Origin of the sequence: Vibrio sp. Y20_XG_PY13 (assembly GCF_024181925.1) — a bacterium.
Classification (GTDB): Bacteria; Pseudomonadota; Gammaproteobacteria; order Enterobacterales; family Vibrionaceae; genus Vibrio; species Vibrio parahaemolyticus.
Genome location: NZ_JAMZAL010000018.1, coordinates 1 through 18238, shown reverse-complemented (window position 1 = coordinate 18238; position 18238 = coordinate 1). Strand labels below are relative to the sequence as shown.

The following is an 18238-nucleotide window of genomic DNA, read 5'->3' as shown; positions in this document are numbered from 1 at the left end:
AAATTAATCATTTTTGAGACATCACTGTTGCTAGACTAGCTTGGTATGACGTTCTGTATTGATGGGTTTATAAATAATGGAGTATACCGAATGAAGTTGAAATCAGCGTTATGGCTAGGATTAGTATCGTGCACAATGGTAAGCATGTCGGCAAATGCAAGTATCGAAGTAAAAGCGAAGCGCATGTTGACAGAAAATACCATGACAGAAAATGTAACCAAGGTGCAGCAGGCTTGTGGTAATGAAGTACTAGAAACCAATATCGATTGGGCTCAGTGGGATAATTATGATTTTTCTGAAGCTCGACTTGATAAAGTAAAAACCACCGGTTGGTTAGGTGGCCTTATTAACTACATCTATGATGATATGGTGAAGTTGTGCACGACAACTGAGCACGCAGCTTTGTATAAAGAAGAGTTTCAAAAAGTTCAAAAAATCCAATTCGTAGGTCAAGATTCAGTGAATGCGAAAAAAGCAGGTTTCGCGTTAGATGAAGGTGGTAGCGTACTCAAAGTTGCCTTGAATCCAAATGCGGCTTACGACTCTTCAACGTTGAAGTACCTTAAGCAGGCATGGAACTAAAACGATGAAGAAAACGTTATTGTCGTTATTCATGGTGTCTGTCAGCTTTGCCGTGGTCGGTGAAGAAGCTCGTTACACCATGGACGACTTAAAGGCATTAAACGGCTCTAAAAATTGGAACGAGCTATTAGCGCATGCGGAAGATATTTGTCCATCTCAACGTAATAGCGAGTGGGAAAGCCTAGTTCAAAATGCGGCGTTGAGTGCGTTTGAACACTATGTTGCATCTGGAGCAAAAGATGATGCGATTGGTCTGGGTCAGCAGTTAATCCTATCTTACCCATTTCTCTCTCAATCTAAGAGTTTTACTCTGCAGTTCTCGAAAGAGCTGGTGCCTGCAGCACAACCATGTATTCAATATGCGATAGAGGGATGTGTGGAAAATTATGGTCAGCTTCTTAATACCTTGGCACCAAGCGCTGAGGTGAGTTACGAAGAAGGAACCAAAGTTTTCCAGAATGTCTCGAAGTCACTGTCGGTTCCTTTTTTTGCAGCAGCAGTGCAGCAAGCTGAGAACTACTGTGCGGATGAAAACGTCGCAAATGCGTTGCTCTACACCTTGGATAGACCAAATAATACCAACTTCGCTTTGGCGAAAGAGGTTGCTACACAAAGGTGTGCTAACACCGCACTAACAAACTTTGAAAATTACATTATTGAGTCGCAAACCGTAAGAGAAGCTCTTTGCCCGACATATTTGTCTAAAGGACATGTAAAAGGGTTAATGAAAAAAGTTTGCCAGTCATAACTGCTCGTTCTTAAAGCCACCGCAAGGTGGCTTTTTAATTTATTGAAATTTAGGCAAAAAAAACCCTCCGAGAGGGAGGGGGTAAGTAAGATGTCGTTATGAGATGCTGAGTACCGAGTACTCAGTTTATAATTGTAGTTTTCGCTAGCGAACAAATTTTTAACACTGATGTGGATTGTGTGCAAATTAAGCATTGATTTAAAAGTTAATAACTTGATCCAGGTTGCAAAGCACACAGCTATTGGCCTTAAATCAGTGATAGAATACCCCCTTTCAAAGAAAGCCTAACAATTGGAACTACGGAATGACTGAATTAAAAAATGATCGTTATCTGCGTGCGCTTCTTAAAGAGCCGGTAGATTACACGCCAGTATGGATGATGCGTCAGGCAGGTCGTTACTTACCAGAATACAAAGCTACGCGTGCTCAAGCGGGCGATTTCATGTCTTTGTGTAAGAATGCGGAGCTGGCGTCTGAAGTAACTCTTCAACCACTACGCCGTTTTCCTCTTGATGCAGCGATCTTGTTCTCTGACATCCTAACTATCCCAGATGCAATGGGTCTGGGTCTGCGTTTTGCTGCTGGTGAAGGTCCGGTCTTCGATAACCCAATTACTTGCAAAGCCGACGTAGAGAAAATCGGTCTGCCAGATCCAGAAGGTGAACTGCAGTACGTAATGAATGCCGTGCGTCAAATCCGCAAAGATTTGAATGGTGATGTACCTCTAATTGGTTTCTCTGGTAGCCCATGGACGCTTGCGACTTACATGGTTGAAGGTGGTAGCTCTAAGGCCTTCACGAAGATCAAGAAGATGATGTACGCAGAACCTCAAACTCTGCATCTTCTGCTGGATAAGCTAGCAGATAGCGTGATTGAATACCTAAATGCACAAATCAAAGCCGGCGCGCAGTCAGTTATGGTATTTGATACATGGGGTGGCGTTCTGACTCCTCGTGATTACAACCTGTTCTCATTGCAATACATGCACAAGATTGTGGATGGCCTGATTCGCGAAAATGACGGTCGTCGCGTACCTGTTACGCTATTTACTAAGAATGGCGGTATGTGGCTAGAGCAAATCGCAGCAACGGGTTGTGATGCGGTTGGTCTAGATTGGACGATCAATATTGCTGATGCGAAAGCGCGTATCGGCGATAAAGTGGCACTGCAAGGCAACATGGACCCATCTATGCTTTACGCTTCACCTGAGCGCATCCGTGAAGAAGTTGCGGGTATCCTAGAAGGTTTTGGTGATGCTGGTACAGGTCACGTATTCAACCTAGGTCATGGCATCCACCTAGATGTGCCGCCAGAAAACGCGGGTGTGTTTGTTGAAGCGGTACATGAGCTATCTAAGCCTTACCACAAATAATCTCGATTTATTGAAATCCAATACCGGCCATCAGTGCCGGTATTTTTTTACCTAAAATTTGAATTGTACAGCTTAGTAAGCATTTGGCCTGTCATGATCTAATTACTGACTAAGCTGTACAACAAATATTTAAGTCATTTATAAACAATGACTTAAACTCATGTTGTTTGTGTTTCAATTTTCTTGTTCAGATTAACCAGCAATTAGATCATCGGTAACTCAAAGCATCGAGTGAACGCGCTGTTGGAGATAGGGAACGACTTCCGACTCAAACCATGGATTCTTCTTTAACCACAGCGTATTGCGTGGGGAAGGGTGTGGTAGAGGAATAAACGCAGGTTCCCAATCTTGCCATTGCTGAACGGTTTGCGTGAGAGTTTTGGGCTTGTTGGTGAGGTAGTACTGCTGAGAGTACTGACCAATAAGCAGAGTCAACTCTATATTGGGGAGCTGTTCGAGAATCTTTTTGTGCCATGTAGGAGCGCACTCTTTTCTCGGTGGCAGATCTCCCGAGTTACCTTTACCCGGATAGCAGAACCCCATCGGTACAATGGCAATTTTATTCGGGTCGTAGAACACGTCTTTGTCGATATCAAGCCATTGGCGCAGTCGGTCACCACTTGGATCATTCCAAGGTATCGAAGTGCTGTGGACTTTTGTTCCTGGCGCTTGGCCAATAATCAGAATGCGTGCGTTTTTACCGGCTTGAACCACAGGGTTGGCTCCGAGAGGTAAACTCTCAGCGCAGATCTGGCACGCGCGCACTTGTTGGAGTAGATTCTCTAGAGACATCGGTCTTTAATACCCCTTTTCGAAATCCACTTGATTGTTTAATGAGAAACCATCGCGCCAAAGTCGGTAATTGTCGGCAAAAATGTCGACCACCTGTTCAGGAAAGCTCAATGCGGCGATGTGTGGCGTGATGGTCACTTGCGGTAACTTCCAAAACGGATGCGCTGGTGGCAATGGTTCTTGCTCAAACACGTCCAAGAAAGCGTGTTCTACCCAGCGATTCTTGATGGCGAGCAACAAGCTGGCTTCATCCAACACATCTCCTCTACCTACATTGAATAATAAAGCTTGGTTGAGATGTTGAAGTGTTTCACGGTTGAGCAAGGCACGAGTATTAGGTGTGCTCGGCAACGTATTAACGACAATATCTGCCTTTCTTAAAGCATTTGCTAGTTCATTGATGTGGAAGGTTTGTGCAAATTCATCATTGGCTGTTGGAATTCCTGTGCGATTAATACCAATCGTGTTAATTCCCATCGCCTGGGCCGTTTGTGCTAGGCATTTCCCAATGCTACCCGTACCGAGAATCACCATGGTTTTGCTTTGCAGTGATGTGTAGAGACGCGGTTGCCAATGTTTGTTTTGTTGTTGCTGGTGGTAGTGCATAAAATGACGATAGTGGCTGATGCAGTATCCGAGGACGTACTCTGCGATTAGCGGACCAAACACGCCACGCACATTCGTCAGCGTATAGTCTTGGCGAAATTCTGGGGTAATGAGCGCATTTACGCCCGCATAGGTAGATTGTACCCACTCAAGTTGTGAAAATTCGTCTAATCTTTGTGAGAGTAAAGGAGGATCGGCAAGAACAATGTGTGCCTCTTGCGGCTTGTCCGTAATGTTCAGGTCGGGCAGATTTTTCTCCGCCAATAACGTTTCGTAGGTGTCGCGATGCTCTGAGAGCAGGAAAATCTGATTTGGATGCTGCATTAACTTTTTTCCCTGTGATGAATCAAGTACACTTTCGCTGTTTTTTTCTTCAATGATTGAGTGACTATGCTTAAGAATCCTCTTCAGGTTCGTTTAGAAAAACTAGAACCTTGGCAACAAATTACCTTTATGGCGTGTCTGTGTGAACGCATGTATCCAAACTATGCGATGTTTTGTGAGAACACAGAATTTGCTGAACCGCGTGCTTACCGAGCGATTCTTGATAGTGTATGGGAAATTCTGACCGTTAAGAACGCGAAAGTGAATTTCGAGCGTCAACTAGAGAAGCTCGAAGAATTGTTCCCAAGTGCCGACGAGTATGATTTTTACGGTGTATACCCAGCGATGGATGCGTGTCAGGCATTGTCTACTCTATTGCATGGTCTGTTGGATCGCGACTACCTTTTCGATTCAATGCTTAAAGTGAGCCAACAGTCGGTACAAACCGTTGCTGATTTAGAGCAAGCACAGGGCAGTGAGCCAATCACAAACGACAATCAAAAAGAAAATGAAGCCGTATGTGAAGAGTGGGATGTCCAGTGGGCAATCTTCCGTCCGCTGCGTGAAGCAACGGAACGTGATATCAACTTGATCAAAGACTTGCGTGAAGAACTACGCGAAGAAGCCGTGAGCAACATCGGCATCGCACTGTAATGCGAAAGCGAATATGAAAAAGGCATCCCGTGGGATGCCTTTTTTGTTGGAAACGTGGTTACGATTCTTTTGAGTCTGGTTTTGTTGGCTCTTGTGTTTCTGGCTCAACGTTTTGTTTTTCTAACTCTTCGTCGTCGTCATCGCGGCTTTCGATTACACCGTGCATTTCTTTCCAGCTTTCCCAGCGTTGGTAGGCCAGTTCTTGCATGTCGGTGCTCTTGTCGGCTTCGTCGATGATTTCTTCACCAACTAAGTGCTCAAAGATGTCTTCTAGTGTCACAAGGCCAAGCACGGTGCCGTATTCGTCGACCACAAGTGCCAGTTGTAGGCGGTGCGTCATCATTTGATCGAATACTTTTGGTAGCGCTGTATTGTTCAGAACCACTTGGATTGGACGCATGACCGCACCGAGTTGTTTCTGACCACTGCCGGATTGCTGCATCTTAAACAGTTCTAGACGATGCACAAAGCCGATGATGTTGTCTTTCTGCTCGCTGTATACCAGCGGACGTGAGAACGGTGTGTCTTTGTGTTTGTCCAGAAACTCATTAATGGTCATCGTTGCGTCAACGCGGAAGACAACAGGGCGAGGTGTCATGACTTGTGTGACAGGCACATCTTGAATCCCTAGCAGGTTGCTTAAGATTTTAGATTCGCCTTCTGCAAATTCACCACTTTCGCGTGCCAAAATCGCCATCGCAGAAAGTTCATCACGCATTTTTGGTGCTTCGTGGTTACGAGCCAAACGCTTGGTGATTTGCTCTGAAAACCATACAAATGGCGTTAGCGCCCATACCATCCAACGTAGCGATACCGCCGCTGCTGGTGCAAGCTGACGCCAGTACGTTGCACCGATGGTCTTCGGTACGATTTCAGAGAGAACCAAGATCGCTAGTGTCAGCACAGCTGAGAAGATGCCAAGTGCTTCGCTGCCGAATACGACGGCCGCCTGTGCACCTGCTGTTGCTGCACCGATAGTGTGAGCAATAGTGTTTAGAGTCAGAATCGACGCTAATGGGCGGTCGATGTCGGACTTGAGTTTAGATAGCTGCTCAGCAGCAGGATGCCCCTGTTGATTGAGCTGCGCAATGTAGCTCGGACTGATACTCAGTAGTACCGCCTCCAGTACCGAACAGATAAACGAAATGCCGATAGCAATAGAGATATAAATGGATAACAGCAGCATAGTTGCCCTTGAAAGTAGTCTGATAGTTGTTATTTGCAGTGATTATAACCGCAAAAGTGCCTTATTAATTGGTCCAAATACGTAGGAAAGCAAGGGCTTTCAGACCGCATGTGGTAACAAATTGTGAGTTATTACTCATATTATGGCTAAAAGTACGTCAGAAAATCGAAAGATCGCTTACAAACCTTTGCCAGATGGGGCATTTATGCTTTAGAGTGAGACGAATTCGATAACATATGAGAAGGGAAACCTAATGAACAAGACCCAATTAATCGACTTTATCGCAGAGAAAGCAGACCTATCAAAAGCACAAGCTAAAGCTGCTCTTGAAGCGACTCTTGAAGGTGTAACTGGTGCACTTAAAGAGGGTGACCAAGTTCAACTAATTGGTTTTGGTACATTCAAAGTAAACCACCGCGCTGCACGTACTGGTCGCAACCCTAAGACTGGTGACGAGATTCAAATCGCAGCAGCTAACGTACCTGCATTCGTAGCAGGTAAAGCGCTGAAAGAATCAGTAAACTAAGTTAGAATGCACCGAGGTATCCTGCCTCGGTGCAATTTCATGAAAAAACATCTACTCACTTCACTCCTCCTATCTAGCCTTTCTCTTATTGGCTGTTCTTCTGTTGAAACGCCTAATCTAGAACAATTTACCCACTTTTCTGGCGGAAAAACCGCAGGTGACACCAGTAGTTTGTATTGGATGACTGAGCGATTAACTCGAGTCAGTACCGCGGCAGATTACGTCACGATGGGTGATCATGGCTGGTATAAAAGTGATTACCGTTGGGATGAAGGCGAGTTGCGTGAGTTGATTCGAAAAGGTGAGCAAATCGATGCCAAGCAAAAACTGGTGCCTTTTCAAATCCACATCCGCTTTAATAAAGATGGTGAAGCGATTTATCAGCAATATCGCGTAAATCGCAAAGTCTTGCCGTTGCAGCGCGAGCAACTTGATCGATATAAAGCCGAAGCTAATGATGTCGTTGTTGCCATCAAAGAGCAGTCTCGCAACGGGCAGAACCTCGTACAAGGCTATTGGAATGGTCAAGCATTTGAAACCTGCAAAGGGAAAGAGTTCTCGACGCTAGAGTTCAACCAAACCCTGCCGAAATTTGTCGTCGACCGTTTATCATCGGTCGATAGCTACATTGCCTTTGTTGGTAAAGAATCTCGTAATGAAGTGGTGGTAGACAGCCTCTTGATGCTCAATGATGACGACTTTGATTGTGTATCACGACCAAAGTTTATCTCTGAGTAAGGCTTCTACGTTTTTACGCTGGATGCGAAAGAACAATAAAAAAGGCGCTGAATGCGCCTTTTGTCTTTTTAGCCAACTGAAGTTGTTATTATTTTTCTTGCTCGCGAGCGATAGCACGGTAGCCGATGTCATTACGATGGAACATGCCATCCCAACTGATCTGTTTTGCTAGCTCGTATGCGCGTTGCTGTGCTTCTGATACGTTGTTGCCCAATGCAGTTGCACACAATACGCGACCACCATTTGTCACGATGTCGCCATCTTGATTGTCTGTCCCCGCGTGGAAGACTTTCTCGCCTTCAATTTCAACTTGAGGCAGGCCAGAGATCACGTCACCTTTGTTGTACGCTGCTGGGTAGCCACCGGCTGCTAGCACGATACCAATAGATGCGCGTGGATCCCATTTAGATTCCACTTGGTCAAGCTTCTCGTCGATTGCAGCTAAGCATAGATCAACAAGATCCGATTCCATGCGCATCATGATTGGTTGTGTCTCTGGATCACCGAAGCGGCAGTTGTACTCGATCACTTTCGGAGTGCCATCTTTGTCAATCATCAGACCCGCGTATAGGAAACCTGTGTATGGGTTCCCCTCAGATGCCATGCCGCGTACCGTTGGGTAAATGACTTCTTCCATGATGCGATTGTGAATTTCGGGTGTGACCACAGGAGCTGGAGAGTAAGCGCCCATGCCCCCTGTGTTCGGGCCCGTGTCTTTATCACCGACACGTTTGTGGTCTTGGCTGGTGGCCATTGGCAGAACGTTCTCACCATCGACCATTACGATGAAGCTTGCTTCTTCACCATCTAAGAACTCTTCGATAACTACGCGGCTGCCTGCGTCGCCAAATGCGTTGCCCGCTAGCATGTCTTTGATTGCGTCCTCGGCTTCTTCTAGCGTCATCGCAACGATTACGCCTTTACCAGCAGCAAGACCGTCTGCTTTCACCACGATTGGCGCACCTTGCTCACGCACGTAAGCAAGCGCTGGTTCAATTTCTGTGAAGTTTGCGTAAGCACCGGTTGGGATTTGGTGACGAGCAAGGAAGTCTTTAGTAAACGCTTTGGAGCCTTCAAGCTGCGCTGCGGCTTGGGTAGGGCCAAAGATTGGTAAGCCCGCTTCGCGGAACGCATCAACCACACCAATAACCAATGGTGCTTCTGGGCCAACGATAGTCAGTTCAATCGCCTTCTCTTTGGCGAAAGCAACAAGGCCAGCGATGTCTTCTACATCGATGTTTACGTTCTCTAGTTTTGGCTCTAGTGCCGTACCTGCGTTGCCTGGAGCAATGAAAATAGTCTCAACATTTGGGTTTTGCGCTGCTTTCCAGCCTAGCGCATGTTCACGACCGCCTGAACCAATTATTAAAACTCGCATATGAAAATCCTTAATCTTATAAATACTGTTTACTCAAAGTAGTTGATGATGTGGCTAGGCAACAATTGAGCCCATCCCGGAAACATAGCCAGCTACGTAACTGGGGTGGGCAAAAGCAGTTAACGACGCCACAGTGCCAAATACGATGAGGAAATTAGTGGCGGAAGTGGCGCATACCCGTGAAGATCATCGCCATGCCGTGCTCATCTGCTGCTGCGATAACTTCGTCGTCACGCATAGAGCCACCTGGCTGAATTACGCACTTAATGCCGGCTTCTGCTGCGGCATCGATACCGTCGCGGAATGGGAAGAAAGCGTCAGATGCCATTACGCTACCGGCAACTTCTAAGCCTTCGTCTGCAGCTTTGATGCCGGCAATTTTCGCTGAGTAAACGCGGCTCATTTGGCCTGCGCCCACACCGATAGTCATGTCGCCTTTCGCGTAAACGATCGCGTTAGATTTCACGTATTTCGCTACTTTCCAGCAGAACAGCGCATCTTTCAGCTCTTCGTCTGTCGGTTGACGCTTAGAAACCACTTTAAGGTCGTCTAGGCTTACCATGCCTTGGTCGCGATCTTGAACCAGTAGACCACCGTTGACGCGTTTCACGTCAAAGCCCGTTGTCTTCGTTGACCACTCGCCACACTCTAGTAGACGTACGTTCTTCTTCGCCGCAACGACTTCAATCGCTTCAGCAGAAACAGAAGGAGCAATGATTACTTCAACGAATTGACGCTCAACAATAGCGGTTGCTGTTTCAGCATCTAGCTCTTGGTTGAATGCGATGATGCCGCCGAACGCTGATGTTGGGTCTGTTTGGTAAGCGCGGTTGTACGCTTCTAGGATGTCTTTACCTAGCGCTACGCCACATGGGTTGGCGTGTTTTACGATTACACATGCTGGCTCATTAAACTCTTTCACACATTCAAGTGCGGCGTCCGTGTCTGCGATGTTGTTGTAAGAAAGGGCTTTACCTTGGATTTGGCGAGCAGTAGAAACAGACGCTTCTTGTGGGTTGGCCTCAACATAGAATGCAGCCGCTTGGTGGCTGTTCTCACCGTAGCGCATGTCTTGTTTTTTCTCGAATTGTTGGTTAAAGGTGCGAGGGAATTTACTCTCTTCATCACCTTCTTTGTTCTCACCGTAAGATGTAACCATGGTGCCGAAGTAGTTTGCGATCATGCCATCGTAAGCCGCAGTATGCTCGAATGCTGCAATAGCAAGGTCGAAACGCGTTTCTAGAGTTAGGGACTTGTCGTTTGCGTCCATCTCTGCGATTACGCGGTCGTAGTCTGAAGCGTTTACAACGATAGTTACGTCTTTGTGGTTCTTCGCTGCTGAGCGAACCATGGTAGGACCGCCAATATCGATGTTTTCTACTGCGTCAGCCAGCGTACAGCCTTCTTTGGCAACGGTTTCTGCAAATGGGTATAGGTTAACAACGACCATGTCGATTGGATTGATGCCATGTTTTGCCATCACTTCATCATCTTGACCACGACGACCAAGCACACCACCGTGAACTTTCGGGTGAAGCGTTTTAACGCGGCCGTCCATCATTTCTGGGAAACCTGTGTAGTCAGAGACTTCTGTTACGGCGATGCCTTGTTCGGCAAGTAGGCGTGCTGTACCACCAGTAGATAGGATATCGACACCGCGCTCAGCAAGAGCTTGTGCAAACTCAACAATACCTGTTTTGTCTGATACGCTGATAAGCGCACGGCGAATAGGACGAGCGTTATTCATGCTTCCATTTTCCTCAAATTCACGGAGTTAAAGATGTTTGCCAAAAATGAACTTGTTTTTACCTCTTGGGGTAAAATATTGGCCAGTTTTGGTAAAGACCTTTGCAGGTGTTTTCATGTTTAGAAAACAGTCTCCACATTTGATGGCGCGTATTCTAACCAATTTATTACAAAAAAGCTCGCGCAATCGTTTGGCATCTCAAAAATAATTGCAAAAAAGTCGTTCTTTAGCTTTAAAAGTAACGAGATAGTTAATAAGGAAAGTTATGTTTCAGATAGGTGAGTTGGCAAAACGCTGTGGTGTGACTTCAGATACACTGCGTTTTTATGAGAAAAATGCGTTGATAAAACCCGCAGGGCGAAGCGAATCAGGCTACCGACTTTATAATGAAGAGAATCAAAAGCAGGTGCGCTTCATCTTAAAAGCGAAAGAGCTAGGGTTGAGTTTGGATGAGATAAAAGATCTATTAGAAATTAAGTTAGAGGCGACAGAACACAGTTGTGCAGAGGTAAAAGCCATTACTTCTGCCAAGTTAGAGCTGATCGACGAGAAGATTAATGAACTGACGAAAATTCGCCGTGCTTTGAAGAAGATTAATGATGCGTGCTGTGGCCATACAAACGATGATGCCAGTCATTGTTCTATTCTTGCAGCACTTGAGTAGTCTCATTTTTGCATCACTTAACTTAAGTTTGCATTTTTGGCGGCTTGCTTTTCTAGGTGCACGCCGTTTTCCCACCTATAATCTCGCTTTTGGTCGACTGTGCGAATGTGAAGTTCCATCATTCCTACAGCGATAGCTGTCTGGTAGATACGAGAGTTTTCATACATGGTTGGAGTCTATTTTCAAATCAATGACTGGGTTTTAAGCGTTGATGAAAATAAGCTGTATCGACAAGATAGGGAAGTTACTGTTGAGCCGCGCTTAATTAATCTTTTGCACTTCTTAGCTGAGCATGCAAATGAGGTGTTCAATCGCGAGGAATTGATCCAGTACGTTTGGGCTGGAGCGATTGTGACCGATCAAGTGGTGACTCAGTCCATTTTTGAGTTGCGTAAATTGCTGCGTGACGGTCGGGAAGAAAATACCAGTTACGTCATTACAGTGCCGAAACGTGGCTACAAGCTGGTAGCGAACGTGACTCCGATGACGCATGAAGAGTTTGTCGCAAGTCGCCAAAGTGAAGAGGAAGAGAGCGCGCCTTTGGTTGAAGAACCAGAAGAAGAGACTCTGCCTATCGCACCTGCCGTTACTTTTCCTGCCGGCCCTCTGACTCGTGCGGTCTGCGAGATGTCGAAAGAGAAAAAGGCCCCTCAGAAAAAAAATAAAATCAGCCCGTGGCGCTTGGGACTGATGAACTTCATCTGGATCAGTGTTTTGGTCGTGGTGATGGGCGTGTTTACCTACAAGCAATCGGAAGTGCGTATTACCCAAGCCATCGATACTCACCTTATCGAATTCAAGTTTCAAGATAACTTTACGAGCGAAGGGTTAAGCTATGACTTGGCAGACGGGTTTGCACAAAAGTTGATGTCCGACATTGCTCAAGTCAGTGATTACCGAGTCATGCTAAAGAAGGCGTCGTTTACTTCTGGCATTGTGCCTGGTAAATCCGTTGTGGTACGAGTTCGTGAGAATGACGGTGGCAGCTTTTTAGAGGTGGAATATCGCAATAACTCATCTGAAAAGGTGTTGTTTAGTCGTCAATACGCGTTAACCAGTAGCCATTTAAAGACCGTGCTTCAACAAGCATCGTTGGACTTGATGCAAGTGCTGAAAGTGCCGGATGCCAAATTAAAATCTACGATGCTGGTGGCGGGAATGCCCATGAATCCCGATGCCTTGGAATTGTTTGTGCAAGCTAACCATTATCTTAATGTCTCTGATGCAAAGCAGTTTCGCCAAGGCATCGATTTGATGGAAAATATTTTAGAAATCGAGCCAGATAATGCTTATGTTCAAGCTGAATTGCTGATTGCTTACCACGTGCAGAAAGTGCTCGATTCGTCTCTTGAGCTAAAGAAAGGGCGAGTGCAACAACTCAGCGATGCGCTGGAAACCAACGTGAAAATGATGGTTGGGCCAATTCAACCTCGAATTTATGAAGCTTTGGCCCTACACGAAACCATTGCTGGTGACATGGCTTCAGCCAAGCTGCATCTTGGGCAAGCGTTGAGGTTACGAGATTCAGTGCTGTCTTATGTGATTCGTGGTAAGCATGCTGAATTGGATGGTGATCTGGATTTGGCCAGTGAGTCTTACAGCGAAGCTTTTTATATTGATACGTCGGTTGAGACGTACCTGCTGTGCGAAAACTTGGTCTTCCCAAGTAACATGAAGGCGATTGATTACGCCATGTATCGCGCCGTTCACCCTTCTGTCGTTCGAATGCTTTAATTTTCTCGGACTCAAATACTAGCCCCTCATTTCGGTGAGGGGCTTTTTTGTCGCTGTCGAAAAGTGAAAAGGGTGGGGCAATGACGTACGAAGGAGCTAACAACGCAAGCTTGCAACGGGAAAACATATCCGGTTTGCTTCTCTATCTCTATCTCTATCTCTATCTCTATCTCTATCTCTATCTCTATCTCTATCTCTATCTCTATCTCTATCTCTATCTCTATCTCTATCTCTATCTCTATCTCTATCTCTATTGATTGTATGGAGTGTCTGGCTGAGTTATGTGGCGAGAATGATTCTGATGCTTTCTTGCAGGCGAGATGAATATTGATGTGGGTCAAAAAGCGCGATCAGGGAGAGGTTTATGGAATCAACAGTTCAGGGAATTAACCCTTCGGGATGGGGAAGTTGATAGAGGTTGATAACTTTTATCGCGATTACCGACGAGTTGATGAGAGTTTATCTATCGGTAGAAGGTTTGATGTTTTTCTTATAACTGCATGAATAATTTGGTTTTATATTTTTGTGTTTATCATGTTTATCTCAACTTGATGTTGATTAACTAATCATTTTATTGATAACGCCAAGTTTATTTTTTTCCCGATTTTTGGGCGTAGTCTTCACTTCGAAATTTAGCGAGGTCGAGCAGGTATCTACTTCATAGCATCTCGCTAATAACCGTTCAGTTTGAGTCACGTTGACTTGAGTAGAATAGATTTGGAGATGTTATGTCATCGAATACGAAAAAAATCGGCCTAATTGCCTGTACGGGTGTAGTCGCCGGTAACATGATGGGTAGTGGTATTGCACTGTTACCTTCTAGCCTAGCTTCAGTAGGCTCTGTTTCAATTTTCAGCTGGCTGATCTGTTTGATCGGTGCACTGAGCCTTGCGTTTGTTTACGCTCGTCTGGCAACCAAAAACCCTCAAGAAGGTGGTCCTATCGCTTATGCGGGCGAAGTTTCCCCAGTCTTTGGTTTCCAAACGGGCGTGCTTTATTACCACGCGAACTGGATTGGTAACCTAGCTATTGCTATTACAGGTGTTTCTTACCTTTCAGTATTCTTCCCTGTGCTTAATGACCCAATCCCAGCAGGTATTGCGACGATTGCATCGGTATGGATCTTCACTTTCGTCAACCTACTTGGTGGTAGCTGGGTAAGCCGTCTATGTACGCTTGGTCTTGTTCTAATCCTAATTCCAGTTGTTGGTACCGCTCTATTTGGTTGGACGCACTTCGACACTGCGCTATACAGCCAAAACTGGAACGTATCTGCGGGCACTGACAGCCATGCGATTGTGACTGCGGTTCTTATCTGTCTATGGTCATTCGTTGGTGTGGAATCAGCAGCAGTATCGACAGGTATGGTAGAAAACCCTAAACGTACTGTACCGCTAGCAACCATGCTGGGTACTGGTATCGCAGGTGTGATTTACATCCTATCAACTCAAATGATCAGCGGCATGTTCCCTGCTTCTGAAGTCGCGGCATCAGGTGCGCCATTTGCATTGGCTACCACTGAGCTATTCGGTAGCTGGACAGCACCATTCGTATCAGCATTCACAGCACTAGCATGTTTTACTTCGCTAGGTTCTTGGATGATGCTGGTGGGCGAAGCTGGTAAACGTGCAGCAAGCGATGGCAACTTCCCTAAAATCTACGGCGAAACTGACAAAAACGGTGTGCCTAAGAAAGGTCTAATCCTTGCGTCAATCAAGATGACAGCATTAATGGTTGTACTGATGTTCTTCAGCTCTAAAACAGCACATGCATCAGACCTGTTCAACCAACTAACGACTGATGCAGTTCTACTAACTATGCTGCCTTACTTCTACTCGAGCATTAACTTGATTCGCTTTGAAGGTATGACAACACGTAACGGCTTCGTAATGCTGTTCTCTGGTGTAGCTTGTCTGTTCTGCTTCATTGCCCTTGCTGGTGCAGAAGGCGGTACGCTAACAGCAACCTTCATCGTGTCTCTCGTTATCTTGATGTTCTACAGCAAAAAAGCCGGCTTAGCTCAGTACATGAAGCTACACGCTGACGACATGCCTGCTCAAGCAAGCAACTAATCCCCAAACGCTGGCACTTTGGTGCCAGCCAATAAAAACAAATTCACTCGGCGCTCACCTTACTCACTGCCTGTAAATGGCAGAGAGCGCCTTCATTCGCCTTGGAGATGTCCAAATGAATATTTTCGCTATCTTGAACCACATGGGTGTGTTCTTTAAAGAAGAGCCAGTTCGTCAACTTCACGCTGCTCTTGAGAAAGCGGGCTACGAAGTGGTTTACCCAGTAGATGATAAAGACTTGATCAAAATGATTGAGATGAACCCACGCATTTGCGGTGTGCTGTTCGACTGGGATAAATACTCACTAGAGCTATGTGAACGTATTAGCCAAATCAACGAAAAACTGCCTGTTCACGCATTTGCTAACGAACAGTCTACTCTCGATATTTCACTAACAGACCTACGTCTAAACGTGAGCTTCTTCGAGTACGCTTTAGGTATGGCTGACGACATCGCTATCAAAATCAACCAAGCGACAGAGGCATACAAAGATGCCATCATGCCTCCATTCACTAAAGCGCTATTCAAATACGTAGAAGAAGGTAAATACACCTTCTGTACTCCAGGTCACATGGGTGGTACTGCGTTCCAGAAAAGCCCTGCTGGTAGCATCTTCTATGATTTTTACGGTCCAAACACATTCAAAGCGGACGTATCAATCTCAATGCCTGAGCTAGGTTCTCTACTAGACCACTCAGGTCCACATAAAGATGCAGAAGAATACATCGCACGCACATTCAATGCAGACAGCTCGTACATCGTAACTAACGGTACGTCTACATCGAACAAAATCGTGGGTATGTACTCAGCGCCTGCGGGCAGCACAGTACTGATTGACCGTAACTGTCACAAATCTCTGACTCACCTAATGATGATGAGCGACGTGACACCAATCTACTTCCGCCCAACTCGTAACGCATACGGCATTCTTGGTGGTATTCCACAAAGTGAATTCAGTCGTGATGTAATTGCTGAGAAAGTAGCGAAAACTCCAGGTGCAACAGCGCCAAGTTACGCAGTAGTGACTAACTCAACTTACGATGGCCTGTTGTACAACACACAATTCATCAAAGAGTCGCTAGACTGTAAACACATCCACTTCGACAGTGCTTGGGTGCCTTACACTAACTTCAACCCAATTTATGAAGGTAAATGTGGTATGAGTGGTGAAGCGATGCCAGGCAAAGTGTTCTACGAGACACAATCAACACACAAACTGTTGGCAGCGTTCTCACAAGCTTCGATGATTCACGTGAAAGGTGACTTTGATAAAGAGTCTTTCAACGAAGCATTCATGATGCACACTTCAACTTCACCTCAGTACGGCATTGTTGCTTCTACTGAAACTGCAGCGGCAATGATGCGCGGCAACACTGGTAAGAAGTTGATGCAAGACTCTATCGATCGCGCAATTCGCTTCCGTAAAGAGATCAAACGCCTAGAAGCAGAAAGTGACAGCTGGTTCTTCGATGTATGGCAACCAGAAAACATCGATACCACAGAATGTTGGAAACTAGACCCTAGCGATACATGGCACGGCTTCAAGAACATGGATGACAACCACATGTATCTTGACCCAATCAAAGTAACGCTACTGACTCCGGGGATGAATAAAGAAGGCGAACTAGAAGAATCAGGTATTCCTGCTTCGCTAGTGGCTAAATTCCTAGACGAGCGCGGCATCGTGGTTGAGAAAACAGGCCCATACAACTTGTTGTTCCTATTCTCAATCGGTATCGACAAATCAAAAGCAATGCAATTGCTACGCGGTCTGACTGAATTTAAACGTGGCTATGACTTGAACCTAACCATCAAGAGCTTCCTTCCTTCGCTATATAACGAAGATCCAAGCTTCTATGAAGGCATGCGCGTTCAAGATTTGGCACAAGCAATTCATAACCTAACTAAGAAATACAACCTACCAGAGCTAATGTACAAAGCGTTCGATGTTCTTCCAGAAATGAAAGTAACACCACACGCAGCATGGCAAGAAGAGCTTCGCGGTAACGTAGAAGAAATCAAACTGGAAGAAATGGTTGGTCGCGTAAGTGCGAACATGATCCTTCCTTACCCTCCAGGCGTGCCACTAGTACTTCCTGGTGAAATGGTGACTCAAGAGTCTCGCCCAGTGCTGGACTTCCTAGAGATGCTTTGTGAGATCGGTGCGCATTACCCAGGTTTCGAAACCGACATCCACGGTCTATACCAACAAAAAGATGGTAGCTACACCGTAAAAGTATTGAAGAACTAAGTTCCTCTCGAAGATGACGCCATTGGGAATGCAAGCATGCTCCACTCTTACGAGCTCAATGTGTCATCGAACAACCACGACATTTAGATATACCCCTAACTAATCTGTCGTAAAGAGAAGGGCAAGGATGCTCTGATCTTTTCTTCTATATAGAAGAAGCAATTTCCAAGACTTCACCTGAAGTACCCCAAGTAAAAAGCAAAGACCAAAGAGCAGTTCGTCATCGTTCTGCTCTTTTTTTATCTTTTATACAGCAGGACGAAGAGAAAAAGCGCGTTGAGCGAAGATCATTTGCTTCAATTGCATCAAATTTGAAGATCGTAATTCAGGTAGAAACGCCCTTTTTCTTGAGGAAAGATCCTTTTAAATGAGAGAAAATAGCCAAGATCGCTTGGTATATACACAAAGTGATTGCTATTTGTTCGGTTGAAAGTTTTTTTGCAAAAAACGCTTGTACTAATTTCTCAACTCCCTATACTGCGCATCCACCGACACGGAGTGAGACGAAAGTCACACAGCGAGTCGGAACTGAGAGAAAAGAAATTTGAAAAAAATGCTTGACTCTCTCACGGTGTGAAGTAAGATACGCACCCCTAACGACGAGCAACTAAGTTGCTGAAAATGTTAGAAAAGCTCTTTAAAAATAAGAACCTATCAATCTGTGTGGGCACTCGTTGATGATAATCCAATTAGATACCTCGGTATCAAATTAGGTTTCAATGAAACGAAGTGACCATTGAATTTTCGGATTCAGCACAGTCAATTCAAACATTACTTATGTAATGTTCAGTATTCATTGAGCCGAACAAAATCTTAAATTGAAGAGTTTGATCATGGCTCAGATTGAACGCTGGCGGCAGGCCT

The 18238-nt window shown here is 45.4% G+C and carries 15 protein-coding genes; 10 read left to right on the top strand and 5 right to left on the bottom strand.

All coding sequences use genetic code 11. The annotated features are described in order from the left end of the window. Positions 1-90: 90 nt before the first annotated feature. The 3 genes from NL646_RS22190 (at position 91) to hemE (ending at position 2702) form a co-directional block, all read left to right on the top strand. Positions 91-582 (top strand): hypothetical protein, encoded by a 492-nt coding sequence (locus NL646_RS22190; protein WP_015297455.1) that lies wholly within the window; start codon positions 91-93, stop codon positions 580-582. A 4-nt stretch (positions 583-586) separates the two neighbouring features. Next, positions 587-1330 carry a hypothetical protein gene (locus tag NL646_RS22185; RefSeq protein WP_253664694.1) on the top strand — a complete coding sequence of 248 codons (744 nt, stop codon included), beginning with the start codon at positions 587-589 and terminating at the stop codon, positions 1328-1330. Positions 1331-1634: 304 nt separating this feature from the next. After that, entirely contained in the window at positions 1635-2702 is a 1068-nt protein-coding gene (hemE, locus tag NL646_RS22180; protein ID WP_005497578.1) for a uroporphyrinogen decarboxylase, read from the top strand. A gap of 219 nt (positions 2703-2921) precedes the next feature. Here the strand turns inward: hemE and NL646_RS22175 are convergent, their stop codons facing one another. Together NL646_RS22175 and NL646_RS22170 are read right to left on the bottom strand one after the other, a co-directional pair. Beyond that, complete coding sequence (locus NL646_RS22175) at positions 2922-3494, bottom strand: uracil-DNA glycosylase family protein (RefSeq protein WP_025525687.1); 573 nt, start codon at positions 3492-3494, stop codon at positions 2922-2924. A 6-nt stretch (positions 3495-3500) separates the two neighbouring features. After that, positions 3501-4424: a D-2-hydroxyacid dehydrogenase gene (locus NL646_RS22170; RefSeq protein ID WP_253664693.1), complete on the bottom strand. Its 924-nt coding sequence runs from the start codon at positions 4422-4424 to the stop codon at positions 3501-3503. 66 nt (positions 4425-4490) lie between these two features. On the opposite strand from NL646_RS22170, the gene NL646_RS22165 reads away from it, so the two are divergent. Beyond that, a complete protein-coding gene (locus NL646_RS22165; protein WP_005456454.1) occupies positions 4491-5078 on the top strand; it encodes a YjaG family protein in 588 nt (195 codons plus the stop codon). Positions 5079-5136: 58 nt separating this feature from the next. Here NL646_RS22165 and NL646_RS22160 read toward each other — a convergent pair whose 3' ends face one another. Then, positions 5137-6264, bottom strand: a complete 1128-nt coding sequence (locus NL646_RS22160) for a CNNM domain-containing protein (RefSeq protein ID WP_005456452.1) — start codon at positions 6262-6264, stop codon at positions 5137-5139. Positions 6265-6517: 253 nt separating this feature from the next. Here NL646_RS22160 and hupA point away from each other — a divergent pair, with 253 nt between their 5' ends. Together hupA and NL646_RS22150 are read left to right on the top strand one after the other, a co-directional pair. After that, on the top strand, positions 6518-6790 hold the full coding sequence (gene hupA, locus NL646_RS22155; RefSeq protein WP_005433627.1) for a nucleoid-associated protein HU-alpha: 273 nt from the start codon (positions 6518-6520) through the stop codon (positions 6788-6790). A 39-nt stretch (positions 6791-6829) separates the two neighbouring features. Then, complete coding sequence (locus tag NL646_RS22150; protein WP_021822351.1) at positions 6830-7528, top strand: DUF1481 domain-containing protein; 699 nt, start codon at positions 6830-6832, stop codon at positions 7526-7528. Positions 7529-7616: 88 nt separating this feature from the next. Here NL646_RS22150 and purD read toward each other — a convergent pair whose 3' ends face one another. Next, positions 7617-8906 (bottom strand): phosphoribosylamine--glycine ligase, encoded by a 1290-nt coding sequence (purD, locus tag NL646_RS22145; protein WP_025587940.1) that lies wholly within the window; start codon positions 8904-8906, stop codon positions 7617-7619. Positions 8907-9060: 154 nt separating this feature from the next. Further along, positions 9061-10653, bottom strand: a complete 1593-nt coding sequence (purH, locus tag NL646_RS22140; protein WP_253664692.1) for a bifunctional phosphoribosylaminoimidazolecarboxamide formyltransferase/IMP cyclohydrolase — start codon at positions 10651-10653, stop codon at positions 9061-9063. Between the two features lie 265 nt (positions 10654-10918). Here purH and zntR point away from each other — a divergent pair, with 265 nt between their 5' ends. The 4 genes from zntR (at position 10919) to NL646_RS22120 (ending at position 17374) form a co-directional block, all read left to right on the top strand. After that, entirely contained in the window at positions 10919-11317 is a 399-nt protein-coding gene (zntR, locus tag NL646_RS22135; RefSeq protein WP_005456436.1) for a Zn(2+)-responsive transcriptional regulator, read from the top strand. Between the two features lie 165 nt (positions 11318-11482). Next, positions 11483-13051: a lysine decarboxylation/transport transcriptional activator CadC gene (cadC, locus tag NL646_RS22130; RefSeq protein ID WP_029810268.1), complete on the top strand. Its 1569-nt coding sequence runs from the start codon at positions 11483-11485 to the stop codon at positions 13049-13051. 728 nt (positions 13052-13779) lie between these two features. Beyond that, positions 13780-15123: a cadaverine/lysine antiporter gene (gene cadB, locus NL646_RS22125; protein WP_005383654.1), complete on the top strand. Its 1344-nt coding sequence runs from the start codon at positions 13780-13782 to the stop codon at positions 15121-15123. Between the two features lie 115 nt (positions 15124-15238). Further along, entirely contained in the window at positions 15239-17374 is a 2136-nt protein-coding gene (locus NL646_RS22120; protein ID WP_025523408.1) for a lysine decarboxylase CadA, read from the top strand. Positions 17375-18238: the final 864 nt, after the last annotated feature.

Bases quoted from the DNA above. Each gene is read 5' to 3' on its own strand.
- NL646_RS22190 (WP_015297455.1), top strand. From the start codon at position 91: ATGAAGTTGAAATCAGCGTTATGGCTAGGATTAGTATCGTGCACAATG.
- NL646_RS22185 (WP_253664694.1), top strand. From the start codon at position 587: ATGAAGAAAACGTTATTGTCGTTATTCATGGTGTCTGTCAGCTTTGCC.
- hemE (WP_005497578.1), top strand. From the start codon at position 1,635: ATGACTGAATTAAAAAATGATCGTTATCTGCGTGCGCTTCTTAAAGAG.
- NL646_RS22175 (WP_025525687.1), bottom strand. From the start codon at position 3,494: ATGTCTCTAGAGAATCTACTCCAACAAGTGCGCGCGTGCCAGATCTGC.
- NL646_RS22170 (WP_253664693.1), bottom strand. From the start codon at position 4,424: ATGCAGCATCCAAATCAGATTTTCCTGCTCTCAGAGCATCGCGACACC.
- NL646_RS22165 (WP_005456454.1), top strand. From the start codon at position 4,491: ATGCTTAAGAATCCTCTTCAGGTTCGTTTAGAAAAACTAGAACCTTGG.
- NL646_RS22160 (WP_005456452.1), bottom strand. From the start codon at position 6,264: ATGCTGCTGTTATCCATTTATATCTCTATTGCTATCGGCATTTCGTTT.
- hupA (WP_005433627.1), top strand. From the start codon at position 6,518: ATGAACAAGACCCAATTAATCGACTTTATCGCAGAGAAAGCAGACCTA.
- NL646_RS22150 (WP_021822351.1), top strand. From the start codon at position 6,830: ATGAAAAAACATCTACTCACTTCACTCCTCCTATCTAGCCTTTCTCTT.
- purD (WP_025587940.1), bottom strand. From the start codon at position 8,906: ATGCGAGTTTTAATAATTGGTTCAGGCGGTCGTGAACATGCGCTAGGC.
- purH (WP_253664692.1), bottom strand. From the start codon at position 10,653: ATGAATAACGCTCGTCCTATTCGCCGTGCGCTTATCAGCGTATCAGAC.
- zntR (WP_005456436.1), top strand. From the start codon at position 10,919: ATGTTTCAGATAGGTGAGTTGGCAAAACGCTGTGGTGTGACTTCAGAT.
- cadC (WP_029810268.1), top strand. From the start codon at position 11,483: ATGGTTGGAGTCTATTTTCAAATCAATGACTGGGTTTTAAGCGTTGAT.
- cadB (WP_005383654.1), top strand. From the start codon at position 13,780: ATGTCATCGAATACGAAAAAAATCGGCCTAATTGCCTGTACGGGTGTA.
- NL646_RS22120 (WP_025523408.1), top strand. From the start codon at position 15,239: ATGAATATTTTCGCTATCTTGAACCACATGGGTGTGTTCTTTAAAGAA.